Below are 12,158 nucleotides of genomic sequence, written 5' to 3'. Positions count from 1 at the left end.
CGTAAGCGTGCCGACAACATCTTCTGGTTCGACTTCGCCGCGTTGTGCGACGGTCCGCGCGCCGTGGCCGATTACATCGAACTGGCCAAGACGGGGCCGGCGATCATCATCTCCAATGTGCCGCAATTCACTGTCTATAGTGAAGACCAGGCCAAGCGTTTCGTGCAGCTGGTAGATGAGTTCTACGACCGTCATGTCAAACTCATCCTGTCTGCTGCCGCGCCAATCACCGAGCTCTACGACGGCGAGCGCCTGCGCGCCGAATTCGGCCGGACCGAATCGCGCCTGATCGAGATGCAGAGCGAGGAATATCTCGCTCTGCCGCACCGCCCGGAGTAATCACCCAGCGCCCTTCTCCGCTGGTGGCACAAGCTGCTACCGTGAAGGCCTCGTTGACCGGCCCGGGAGTCGCCATGCTCAGTGTTATCGCCATCGCTTTGCTCATGGGCGCGCCGCAGGCCGCGACAACATCGGACGACACCTTCACCGAGCGTGTGCGGCACGGCCACATGGCAGAGGGCGCCGCCAGTGGACCGGCCTATCAAAAGCAGTTCTGGAACAAGACTGGCAACCCGATGACCGACGCCTATCGCAGTTGCCTCGCCAGCAACGTCGGCGACAAAACGCCATTTACCCTGGTCGCCGACATTTCGCCGGATGGTCACCCGCTCAACGTGGAAGTGCGCGCGCCCATCCCCGTGGCGAAATGCGTCGCCGCAGAGTTTTCGACGTGGACGTTTCCGGCACCGCCGAAATTTCAAGGCTCGACCAATTACCCCATCGTCATCGACGTGAGCGTCAAATAAGTCGCACATGGCGACGGTGCTGATTCCACTCCCCGCTCTCGATTACGACCCGAGCGAAGTCGCCGTGCCTTGGCGCGCGCTGACGCAAGCCGGACACACCGTCGTCTTCGCCACGCCAGACGGCAAGATCGCTTCGGCCGATCCGATCATGCTCAGCGGCGAAGGGCTCGATCCCTGGGGTTTGATACCGGGCCTGCGCAAGTTTCCGTTGTTCGGTTTGTTGTTACGCGCCAATCGCGATGCGCGCAACGATCACGCATTGCTGGTGCAAGACAAGGCTTTCCGTGCTCCTATCAGGTGGAACGACATCGAAGCAACGCCATTCGATGCGTTGCTGTTACCAGGCGGTCATTGCAAGCGCGGCATGCGTGCCTATCTTGAAAGCAAACTACTGAAGAACGTAGTCACCGAATGCTTTGCGGCGGACAAACCGGTCGCTGCGATCTGCCATGGTGTATTGCTTGTCGCACGCAGCACGCGCGACGATGGGCGCTCCGTTTTATACGGCCGCCGCACCACCGGGCTCACGTGGGCGCTTGAAAAATCCGCGTGGTCGCTCACGCGTATCACGCGTTTCTGGGACCCCGATTATTACCGTACTTATCGCGAAAAGGCTGGACAGTCGCCGGGTTATATGTCGGTGCAACAAGAAGTCTCCAGAGTGCTGGCCGACTCCTCGGATTTTCTGGATGTCCCGCGCGATGCACCGCATTATCGGCGCAAAACATCCGGCCTGGTGCGCGATACCGACAGTGATGACAGCGCCGCCTTCGTGGTGCGCGATGGCAACTATCTCTCCGCGCGTTGGCCCGGCGATGTGCATCGCTTCGCGCGTGAATTCCTCGCTATGCTGAAAACGGTCGATGAAGGATCGTCGCAGTGAATTTGTCTGCGTCACATCGCTCGCGGCGCGACAGCGTCAAGGCCATCATTCGCGTTGTCAGCGGCAATTTTCTCGAGATGTACGACTTCATGGTGTATGGCTATTACGCGCCAGCCATCGCGAAGGCGTACTTCCCCGCTCACAGTGCCTACGCATCGCTCCTGCTCACGTTGCTCGCATTCGCGGCGGGCTTCGTGATGCGGCCAATCGGCGCCATTGTGTTGGGTGCCTATATCGATCATCACGGGCGCCGCCGCGGCCTGATCCTCACGCTCGGGTTGATGGCCATTGGCACACTGCTCGTTGCCGCCGTGCCCACTTACGCGACCATCGGCGTGTTGGCGCCATTACTTGTCGTGGCCGGACGCTTGCTGCAAGGCTTTTCGGCGGGCGTCGAGCTGGGCGGTGTGTCGGTATATCTCGCAGAGATTGCCACGCCCGGACATCGTGGCTTTTACTGCTCGTGGCAATCGGCCAGTCAGCAGGTCGCGGTGGTGTTCGCCGCGTCGCTCGGCTTGCTGTTGCAGTACTGGCTGCCGCCGGATGCCATCACGAGCTGGGGATGGCGCATACCGTTCGTGATCGGCTGCCTTATCGTTCCGTTCCTTTTCCTGATTCGACGTTCGCTGGAAGAGACCCAGGCCTTCCTCGCACGTCGTCGTCCGGATGTCGGCGAGATTTATCGTTCGATGCTCGCCAACAGCCGCATCGTGATCCTGGGCGTTGCGCTGGTCATGATGACGACGGTGTCGTTCTATCTGATCACCGCCTACACACCGACATTCGGCAGCGAAGTGCTGCATCTCTCGCAGTTTGACGTCTTCGTCGTCACGCTCTGCATTGGCGTATCGAACTTCGTATGGTTACCCGTCATGGGCGCATTGTCCGACCGCGTCGGTCGTCGCCCGCTGCTGCTCGGTTGCACGCTGTTGGCGCTACTCAGCGCATATCCGGTACTGCACTGGCTGGTGGCTGCTCCGGATTTTGGAAAGCTGCTCGGTGCGGAACTGTGGCTGTCTTTCATTTACGCCAGCTACAACGGCGCGATGGTCGTCACACTGACAGAAATCATGCCTGCCGACGTGCGTACCACTGGCTTCTCGCTGGCCTACAGTCTCGCCACAACGGTTGGTGGCTCCAGCCTCGCCATCTCGCAGTGGCTCATTCACGTCACCGGTAACAAAGCGTCGCCGGGATTATGGTTGTCCTTCGCCGCGCTGTGCGGCTTGATCGCCACCCTTGTCGTTTTTCGACACCCCAACAGCCGAAACCAGCATCGGCTGTGAACCCCATCAGCCAAGGCTTGACTAGCGGCTTCCTTGCGAGTAAATAGTTAACTAATATGTTAATTGCTTAAATCATTATGGCTGTCGACCGCATCTTCGAGGCACTCGCTTCCGGCCCCCGCCGGGAAATGCTGGCTTATCTATCCGCGCAGGAACTCACTGCCGGCGACATTGCGAGTCGATTCGATATGAGCGCGCCTGCCGTCTCGCGACATTTGTCGGTGCTGGAAGCAGCGGGCCTGGTCAGCAGCGAACGGCGCGGCCAATACGTTTACTACCAGCTCAACAGCGACAATCTGGTCAATACACTTACCGGCTTCGCCTTGGAGATTTGTCCAAAAGGCGGTCCGCTCAAACGTGAAGCGCGCAAGTTGCGCACTTCAAAAAAAGGCGCTTAGTCAACTCGACATAAAGGGGCACGTCCATGTCGTTCGCACAGACCTCCCTTGGCATGACGTTTACACCACCTGCCCGCACCGTGCGCAGCTTTCCATCGGCGCGATTGCGGTCCAGTTACGGTGGTCTGCCCGTTGAAGTGTCGTTGATTGCGCAGCTCGGACATGGCGCAGGAAGCCAACTTTTCGCTGGTGTCATGGCACGACAAAGTGCGCATCGCAATTTTATCGATGCACTCGAGGAGCCGTCTGCTCGAATCGGCGACACGAACTTCTCCAAGGGAGACGCTACGTCCCTTTACATGTTTGCTGTCGGCACAAATGGGCATCCCTTTCACAGGCATGCCGGGCACCGCGTGTTTACCGCTATTTCGGGAAGCGGCGGCACCCGCTTGCGCTTCGCCAGCGTCTCGGATGCGGAGGTCGAACGCGACCCAAGCAGCTTCATGGCCGCGATGCGCTGCGTGGAAATTCCGCCGGATTGCCTGTTCACTGTGCGATTTTCCGGCGAAACATGGCATCAATTTACGCCTCGACAAGAGAACTCCAGGCACCCGGCGTTATTCGCCATTTCCTGTCATACGAACGAACTCGGCGGTTCGTTGCCTGACCCATTGAAACAACTAGTGCTTTCGAACGAAGCAAACATTCCGAGTTTGACGGAATTGCTTCCCGCAAGTGTGATGAAATTGCTTCAGCAAGCACCGCTCGACAAAGCAAACATTCCTACCATCGCGCTAGCGCTCGATGCACCGGCCGGCAGCGTACACAGTGTGATGTGCCGACTGGTGCGGTCTTCGGCTGGATGGTTGCGCGGCCAGTGGGCGCGTTGTCGTCGTACCGCCGGTTATTTGTGGGATAGCGGTCCCGCTGTCGACGTGCTTGATCAGGCGCCCGATCATTCATTGCTTCGTGAGCAATTGAATGACGGCCCCATCCATCACGAGGACACATTTCGCGTCAGTGTGATTGACGCGTCGCTATCGCGCGTGGGTTCTCGAGCATTGCTGGCTCAGCTACTTGAGGGTTTCATGGAAAGCCCGCCCGTTAGCGTCAGTTATCTCATGGCACTACGCAATGTCTTGGTAAAACCCATCGGCTTGCGCACGTCGCCGCTTAGTTGCCCTGTGTCGTCCCTTTTGTCGCCACAGAGCGAGACGGTCTTTGCCGAACGCTTTCCAGTGCGCCAGCAGCAACACGATACGTCTGACCGGCACCATCAGGTCATCCTCGGCGCGAATGACAAGCATCTGGTGTTTCGCTCTTGCGTGAGTGTCGATGTCACCGGTGACCGCATCGAATTTACGCTGGGCACGCGTGTGCGCTGCAAGAATGCCTTCGGGCATTTTTATATGACCATGATCGACCGCGTTCATCGCAGGCATGTCTCTCCTGCGATATTGCGACATGCCGTCCAGCACGTACTTCGCACACAGCGGGACACTCAATAAAAGCGTTGTTGCAGGTCAAAGAACGCCTGCGAGAGGTTTCAGAATTCACGCGCTTCGGTGTCGAGCGGGACAGCCCCGCTAACGAAGCGCTGCAGTACCCTAAGCCATCAACATAGAGCACAGGATTGAACGTATGCGCGCACCCGTAGGTTCAGTCGTTGGACTCTGCGCCGCTTCCGCCACGATGTCGGCAATGGGCATGGCGTTCCTCGGGTACTGGGGAGTGCATGAGCCGACGCCCTGGAGAGGGGGCGACATCCTTGTGGTGTGCCTGGCCTTCCTCAGCTTTCTGGCGTTTGGCTCGACCATTTGGATCATCACCGCGCCGATCCCCGAAGATGGGACCGAAAAGATCGTGCCCGCCCGGCGCACGTTCGCCACGGGTTTGCTGCTGATGTGGGTGGCGGTGATCGTCGCAGTCATTCCCTGAGCCCCAGCCGGATCGCAAAAGCTTCCGATCAGTCACGAGCGCCGTGCGTATCCGGTCATAACGACCCCGCAGGCCGCGCTGGGCCTGAGCCAGGCCCGGTTATCCACTGCCTTATCCACGCCCTTATCCACAAGTTATTGGGTTGACCGATCCGCCTGACCCCGATATGTTGTGCCTGTCGGTGCCATTCTCAGACCTTGCGTCGGACTGGCTTAATAGGGAATCCGGTGTGAATCCGGGACTGCCCCGCAGCGGTAAGCGGAAACGAACGCCCAACCATGCACTGGTCCTGGGGACCGGGAAGCTGGGCAACTAGGAGGGCCGCAAGGTCCATGTCCGTGAGTCCGAAGACCTGCCGACACGGCACAACCGGAACGTTGTGCCGAGCGTGACGGCCTCCGCGCGGAGGGCGTCGTGTGACCGGAGCTGTTCGTGTCGCACGACCAACCGCGGTAACCGCCACATCAGCCCTGCGCGCGGGAGCAGGTAGTTGAATCTGGAGCTTGTCCCGCTTACCCGGACGTGGGATCCGGTCAAGGGAAAGCTCCGTTGCCGGAGCGTCCACATGCAGCCTATCGATACCGAATCGCGCGAGCGCAACGACGTTCGCGCGGACACGTCCGCTTTTTCTACCGACACCCCGTCGGCCACTGCCACTCACGCCACCATGCCAGTCACTGCCGAAGCCCCTTTTGCCCTGACTCCTCCGCACAACCCTGGTCAGATGCGCGTCACCAAGCGCAATGGCGGTCAGGAGATTGTCGACGTCAACAAGATTGTTCGCGCCGTCACGCGCAGTGCAGAAGGTCTGCATGGCGTCGATCCGCTGCGCGTCTCATTGAAAACCATCGGTGGTTTGTACGATGGTGCCACCACGCAGGAACTCGATCAGCTTTCCATCCGCACGGCCGCTGCACTGACGGCGGAAGAACCGGAATACGGCCAGCTTGCCGCACGCCTGCTCGGTGGTTTCATCGATAAGGAAGTAAGCGGCCAGGAAATCCAAAGCTTTTCGCAGTCCATCGCGCGCGGCGCGGAGCTCGGTCTGCTCAATGCGCGTTTGCGCGACTTTGTTGCGACGAATGCGCGCAAGCTCAACGACGCGATCGATCCGCTGGCAACACGCCGCTTCGAATACTTCGGCTTGCGCACGGTGTATGACCGTTACCTGCTGCGTCACCCGCAGCTGCGCAAGGTCATCGAAACGCCGCAGCATTTCTTCATGCGCATTGCATGCTCGCTGGGTGGCAATGAAATCGGCGAAACGCTTGAGCTGTATCGCCTGCTTTCCTCGCTGGAATACATCGCCAGCTCGCCGACGCTGTTCAATGCGGGCACTTCGCACGAGCAGCTCAGCTCCTGCTTCCTGCTCGATTCCCCGACCGATTCGCTGGAATCGATCTACGAGAAATACGGCGATGTCGCCAAGCTCAGCAAATTCGCAGGCGGTATTGGCTTGGCCTATTCGCGGGTGCGCTCGCGCGGTTCGCTGATCAAAGGCACGAACGGTCACTCCAACGGCCTGGTGCCGTGGCTGAAGACGCTCGACGCGTCGGTGGCCGCCGTGAATCAAGGTGGCAAGCGCAAAGGCGCGGCGTGCGTATATCTGGAACCGTGGCACGCGGATATCGAGGAATTCCTCGAGCTTCGCGATAACACGGGCGACGATGCGCGCCGCACGCATAATCTCAATCTGGCCAACTGGATTCCCGACGAATTCATGCGCCGCGTGGAACACGACGGCCATTGGTCGCTGTTCGATCCTAAAGTCGTGCCGCATTTCGTCGACACCTGGGGCGAAACGTTCGAGCAGGCGTATCACAAGGCCGAAGCGGAAGGTCTCGCCGTTAAAACGGTGAAGGCACGCGAGCTATACGCGCGCATGCTGCGCACGCTGGCGCAGACCGGCAACGGCTGGATGACGTTCAAGGATCGCAGCAACGCCACCAGCAATCAGACGGCCAAAGCTGAAAACGTTATCCATCTCTCGAACCTCTGCACCGAAATTCTGGAAGTTACCAACGCCAGCGAGACGGCAGTTTGCAACCTCGGTTCGGTCAACCTGGCGCGCCACGTCGTCGATGGCGCGTTCGATTTCGCCAAGCTCGCCTCCACGGTGCGCACGGCCGTGCGTCAGCTTGATCGCGTGATCGATCTTAACTTCTATCCGATCGACACCGCAGCCGTCGCCAATCGCAAGTGGCGCCCGGTGGGTCTGGGTGTGATGGGTTTGCAGGACGTGTTCTTCAAACTGCGCTTGCCGTTCGATTCGGCCGAAGCGCAGGAATTGTCGACGCGTATTGCCGAAGAAATTTATTTCAACGCGTTGTCGCAATCCAATGCGCTTGCGGAACAGAACGGTGCGCATCCGGGCTTTGCAGAAAGCCGCGCAGCGAACGGCGAGCTGCAATTTGATTATTGGACGAATGCCAAACCGAACGACGCGGCACGCTGGAATGCGCTGCGCGAATCGATCAAGACCAAAGGTCTGCGCAACTCGCTGCTCATCGCCATTGCACCGACGGCGACGATTGCGTCGATTGCCGGTTGCTACGAATGCATCGAGCCGCAAGTCAGCAACCTGTTCAAGCGCGAAACGTTGTCGGGTGACTTCCTGGTGGTGAATCGCTATCTGGCCGATGAGCTCAAAGCGCTGGGCTTATGGACCGGCGAGATTCGCGATGCCATCAAACTGGCGGAAGGTTCGATCCAGGGCATCTCAGCGATTCCGGAGCGCCTGCGTTCCATCTATCGCACAGTGTGGGAATTGCCGCAGAAGGCGCTGATCGATCTGGCTGCTGCGCGTGGTGCATACATCGATCAGAGTCAGTCGCTGAACCTGTTCATGGAGAACCCGAACATCGGTCAGCTCAGCTCAATGTACATGTACGCATGGAAATCCGGCGTCAAGACGACGTACTACCTGCGTTCGCGTCCGGCGACGAAGATTACCAAGACCACGGTCATGGCCGCGGCTGTCGTAGCACCTGCGCCCGATGCACAGGACGCGGCCACGGCTGCCGTGTTCTGTTCGCTGGAAAACCCTGAATACTGCGAAGCCTGTCAGTAACAACAGTCGCGCAAGAAAGCTGGAATCCAGTTTTCCGGATTCCAGCCTTTCCGGAAAAGGCACTTATTCACAAATCTCTGAATAAAGATCCCGCCAATAAGGATTGGTCTTTATCAATGAGCTGGATCTTCCACAAACGATTCCAGGCTTTGAGCGCCTTCTCACAGGTAATCGCCGATTCCATCGAATCATGTATCTCAAACCAGACCACGTCATGCACGCGATAGCATTTGGTAAAACCTTCAACGACGTCGTTCTTGTGCTGCCAGACACGAGTAGGAAGATTGGAGGTAACGCCGATGTACAGCGTTGCGTTTCGGCGGTTGGCAAGAATGTAGACGCACGGGATTCGCTCACGCATAAGCTGGACTCGCTCACGTTTCCCCAGAGCCTGCCTCATCATTTACATACATACGACCGTCGTCCCAGCAAAAGCTGGGATCCAGCGTCTTTCGCCGATACGAATTGTCGAAAGAGCTGAAGTCACTGGATTGACCAGCTTCGCTGTTAAAAGACGCCTCAGCTTTCGCTGGAATGACGAGCAAGATCCGTCGCACGCAGCACACAATCCTATATAAGTCCCGTCGAGGAACACCATATGTCCGCCCAACCTACACGCGATTCGCACATCCTAGATCCGGGCTTTGAACTCACGCTGCGCCCCATGCGCTATCCCGAGTTCTACGAGATGTATCGCAACGCGATCAAGAACACCTGGACGGTGGAGGAAGTCGACTTCTCGCTTGACGTCACCGACCTGAAATCGAAGATGTCCGATGCGGATCGCCATCTGATCCATCGTCTCGTGGCGTTCTTCGCCACCGGCGACACGATCGTGGCGAACAATCTTGTGTTGAATCTCTACCAGCACATCAATGCGCCCGAAGCGCGCATGTATCTGTCGCGCCAGTTGTACGAGGAAGCACTGCATGTGCAGTTCTATCTCACGCTGCTGGACACCTACATTCCCGATCCGAACGAGCGCAACAAGGCGTTCGATGCGATCCAGAACATTCCGTCGATTCGCCAGAAAGGCGCGTTTTGCTTCAAGTGGATGGATTCCATTCAGAACGTGCAGCGCCTGGACACACGCGAGCAACGTCGTCAGTTTCTGCTGAACCTGATCTGCTTCGCTGCATGTATCGAGGGCTTGTTCTTCTTCGCCGCATTCGCCTATGTGTACTTCCTGCGCTCGCGCGGTTTGCTGCACGGCCTTGCGTCCGGCACGAACTGGGTGTTCCGCGATGAATCCGGACACATGGGCTTCGCCTTCGAAGTGGTGCGCACGGTGCGGTCGCAGGAACCCGATCTCTTCGACGCCGAAATGCGTACGCAAGTCGAAGCGATGCTGGAAGAAGCCATCGCCTGCGAAACGCAGTTTGCCGAAGACGTGCTCTCTGGCGGCGTGGCTGGCTTGTCGGTGAAGGACATGCGCCAGTATCTTGAATACTGCGCCGATCAGCGCCTCAGACAGCTGGATATGCCCAAGAAATACGGTGCAAAAAATCCGTTCGACTTCATGGATCTGCAGGACGTGCAGGAAGTGACGAACTTCTTCGAGCGCCGCGTCTCTGCGTATCAGGTGGGCGTGGAAGGCGACGTCGCCTTCGACATGTCTTTCTGATCGACATGACGCACGAGCTCGTCATCGCCGTAAGCGAAGCGCCAGAGCCTCAAGAGCTGGCGCCGATACGGCAAGGCTTGGACCGCTACAACAAGGAAACCAGCGGTATCGGCGATCGCCATCCGCTGGCCGTGTTCGCGCGCGACCCGGACACTAACGACGTTGTCGGCGGCATCATCGGCCGCACATCGCGCGGCTTGCTGTTTATCGACGTGTTCTATCTACCCGAATCGCTGCGCGGCAAAGGCCTGGGTAGCGCGTTGCTGCGCAGGATGGAAGCGGAAGGCCGCCAGCGCGGCTGCTACAACGGCATTCTGGATACCAACAGTTTCCAGGCACCGGAGTTCTACAAGCGCAACGGCTGGCAGTTGTTCGGCGCAATCGATTGCGAACCGCCAGGCACACAGCGGATGTTTTTCACCAAACGCCTGTTGCCGGAAAACTGATCCGCGCACGCGAACACGCGTGCGCGGACAGATGTTTAGGTCCAGCTGTTGTCGTCGAAGCTGTTATCGAAGTTATCGTCGGCAAAATCGTTGGACGAAAGATCCTGACCGCCACCGCTCATGCCATTGTTGTTGCCGTCAAAGAAATTGTTTTCGGTGACGTTCTCGATGACATCCGGCTGGCCGCCGAAGAAGCCGCCGTTGTGATGACCGCCCAGCAGGTTCTCCAATCCATCGAACAGGAACATGCCGCCGGCGACGCCTGCAGCGGTGCTCGCTGCACTCTGCAGAAAACTCGGCGCCGCGCTTTGCGGTGCGGCGTAGCTGGGACTGCCGAACAAACGCTCACGCCATGTCGGCGCAGGTTGCTGCGGCGCCTGCGGCATGGACGGAGGCACGTTGCTCCATCCGGCAGACTGGCCACCCAGGAAGCTACCGCCACTCTGCTGATTGGCGACCTGCGCTTGAAGCTGCGCGATCTGCGCTTTTGCAGCATCCAGCGCGTGCTGCTGCAGCAGGCTGCGTTGTACGAGTAGATAAAGCGCATCGGGTTGACTGGCGAGCCGCTGGTTGATCAGCGCATCGGCTTGCGGATCTTTCACTGTGCCGTTGACGGCCGCGAGGCGCTGAAGGAAGTCGTCGAGGATAAGTTGTTCCTGGGGAGTCATGGGTTCTCCATTGAACTGAGAGCTAATACAGCCGCGATACGAGAGATAGGCGCGGGGCGCACAAGGTTAAAGGGTTACGTCCGACAGGGTTGACCTCGGCGCGTTCCGCCGTTCAGTTCCGGCACCGGAAGACGGCCGACTTGGCCAATAAGCGTGCCAAGATTTCATGGCAAATAGCCTATTGACTACAGATGTAGTCATAGCGTAGGGTGACTACATCTGTAGTCACGTGCGATTACACCATGTCCAAACCAACCGTTGGCGACCAGGAGCTGGCGCTCCTGCACTACCTCGCCGAACACGAAAGTGCATCCGTGGGTGAAGTTGCTGCCGATTTCGGCGAACTTCGCGGCCTTGCGCGTTCGACCGTGCTTACCATGATGGAGCGGCTGCGCGCCAAGGCGTATCTCAAGCGGCGCCACGTCAACGGCGTGTATCGCTACAGCACGGCGACAGGCCCGGGTGAAGTGATGAGCCAGGCGGTCGGACAGTTTGTCGAGAAGACGCTGTCCGGCTCGCTTTCACCCTTCGTGGCCTGGATGTCCGAAAAGGCCGAAGTCACCGATGGCGAACTGGCCCAACTCGAAGCGCTGGTCGCGCAACTGCAATCGCGACGCAAGGAGCCCTGACGATGGATATGCTCGCCACACTTGTCGATACCTTGTTCGTGCGCCTCGCGTGGACGACGGCCCAAGCCACGTTGCTGATTGGCGCGTTGTGGCTGTTAGGGCGTTGTATACCGCGCCTCGCGCCGGCGATGCGCTGCATGCTCTGGTGGCTCGTCGCCGCACAGTTATTGCTGGGCCTTGTGGTCAGCAATCCTGTCCCGCTGCGCTGGCTGAAGCCGATAGCCGAAAACACGCCAGACACGCATGTCCTCGTAATGCATACGTCCGCCAGCGTGGGTAGCGGCGCAGTGACGATGCAAGCGTTGCCGGACAATCGGGCAGGCAGTGCTTTCGATCTCATCGCCTCTTCGTGGTCCTGGCGCGAAACCGTTCTCGCGCTATGGCTGCTGGCGATTGCGGTGCAACTGTATGTCTTTATCCGGCAGTGGCGCGAAGGCAGACAGCTGCTGCGCGAAGCAAAGCCGATGCAA

Annotated in this window: 13 protein-coding genes, 1 pseudogene and 1 riboswitch; of the genes and pseudogenes, 12 read left to right on the top strand and 2 right to left on the bottom strand. The window is 58.9% G+C overall.

The features are described from left to right. The 8 genes from zapE to VK725_RS15940 all read left to right on the top strand — a co-directional run. Positions 1-339 (top strand): AFG1/ZapE family ATPase (gene zapE / locus VK725_RS15975; protein ID WP_325319047.1); only part of this gene is annotated, 339 nt, incomplete at its 5' end. 74 nt (positions 340-413) lie between these two features. Further along, positions 414-806 (top strand): peptidase C13, encoded by a 393-nt coding sequence (locus tag VK725_RS15970; RefSeq protein ID WP_325319046.1) that lies wholly within the window; start codon positions 414-416, stop codon positions 804-806. A gap of 7 nt (positions 807-813) precedes the next feature. Beyond that, entirely contained in the window at positions 814-1,689 is an 876-nt protein-coding gene (locus tag VK725_RS15965) for a type 1 glutamine amidotransferase domain-containing protein (protein WP_325319045.1), read from the top strand. Beyond that, a complete protein-coding gene (locus tag VK725_RS15960) occupies positions 1,686-2,975 on the top strand; it encodes an MFS transporter (RefSeq protein ID WP_414648521.1) in 1,290 nt (429 codons plus the stop codon). Before VK725_RS15965 ends, VK725_RS15960 begins: the two co-directional genes overlap by 4 nt. A gap of 77 nt (positions 2,976-3,052) precedes the next feature. Then, a complete protein-coding gene (locus VK725_RS15955) occupies positions 3,053-3,373 on the top strand; it encodes a metalloregulator ArsR/SmtB family transcription factor (RefSeq protein ID WP_325319044.1) in 321 nt (106 codons plus the stop codon). A 26-nt stretch (positions 3,374-3,399) separates the two neighbouring features. After that, positions 3,400-4,821 (top strand): DUF2867 domain-containing protein, encoded by a 1,422-nt coding sequence (locus tag VK725_RS15950; protein ID WP_325319043.1) that lies wholly within the window; start codon positions 3,400-3,402, stop codon positions 4,819-4,821. A gap of 133 nt (positions 4,822-4,954) precedes the next feature. Then, on the top strand, positions 4,955-5,251 hold the full coding sequence (locus tag VK725_RS15945) for a hypothetical protein (protein ID WP_325319042.1): 297 nt from the start codon (positions 4,955-4,957) through the stop codon (positions 5,249-5,251). Between the two features lie 163 nt (positions 5,252-5,414). Then, positions 5,415-5,625: riboswitch (cobalamin riboswitch) on the top strand. Positions 5,626-5,918: 293 nt separating this feature from the next. Continuing rightward, entirely contained in the window at positions 5,919-8,321 is a 2,403-nt protein-coding gene (locus VK725_RS15940; RefSeq protein ID WP_325319048.1) for a ribonucleoside-diphosphate reductase subunit alpha, read from the top strand. A 67-nt stretch (positions 8,322-8,388) separates the two neighbouring features. Here the strand turns inward: VK725_RS15940 and VK725_RS15935 are convergent, their stop codons facing one another. Then, on the bottom strand, positions 8,389-8,682 hold the full coding sequence (locus VK725_RS15935; protein ID WP_325319041.1) for a GIY-YIG nuclease family protein: 294 nt from the start codon (positions 8,680-8,682) through the stop codon (positions 8,389-8,391). Positions 8,683-8,919: 237 nt separating this feature from the next. Here VK725_RS15935 and VK725_RS15930 point away from each other — a divergent pair, with 237 nt between their 5' ends. Both VK725_RS15930 and VK725_RS15925 read left to right on the top strand, forming a co-directional pair. Then, entirely contained in the window at positions 8,920-9,945 is a 1,026-nt protein-coding gene (locus VK725_RS15930; RefSeq protein ID WP_325319040.1) for a ribonucleotide-diphosphate reductase subunit beta, read from the top strand. Between the two features lie 5 nt (positions 9,946-9,950). Next, positions 9,951-10,391 (top strand): GNAT family N-acetyltransferase, encoded by a 441-nt coding sequence (locus VK725_RS15925; protein ID WP_325319039.1) that lies wholly within the window; start codon positions 9,951-9,953, stop codon positions 10,389-10,391. Between the two features lie 35 nt (positions 10,392-10,426). Here VK725_RS15925 and VK725_RS15920 read toward each other — a convergent pair whose 3' ends face one another. Then, positions 10,427-11,059 (bottom strand): DUF2076 domain-containing protein, encoded by a 633-nt coding sequence (locus VK725_RS15920; protein ID WP_325319038.1) that lies wholly within the window; start codon positions 11,057-11,059, stop codon positions 10,427-10,429. Between the two features lie 242 nt (positions 11,060-11,301). Here VK725_RS15920 and VK725_RS15915 point away from each other — a divergent pair, with 242 nt between their 5' ends. Both VK725_RS15915 and VK725_RS15910 read left to right on the top strand, forming a co-directional pair. Beyond that, the gene (locus tag VK725_RS15915) at positions 11,302-11,688 is read left to right on the top strand and encodes a BlaI/MecI/CopY family transcriptional regulator (protein WP_325319037.1); all 387 of its coding nucleotides are present in this window, start codon (positions 11,302-11,304) and stop codon (positions 11,686-11,688) included. 2 nt (positions 11,689-11,690) lie between these two features. Then, a pseudogene (locus VK725_RS15910) lies at positions 11,691-12,158 on the top strand (peptidase M56); the annotation flags it as partial.

This window comes from Dyella sp., assembly GCF_035486915.1.
Lineage (GTDB): Bacteria > Pseudomonadota > Gammaproteobacteria > Xanthomonadales > Rhodanobacteraceae > Dyella_B.
This window is presented reverse-complemented; position numbering and strand designations above follow the sequence as displayed.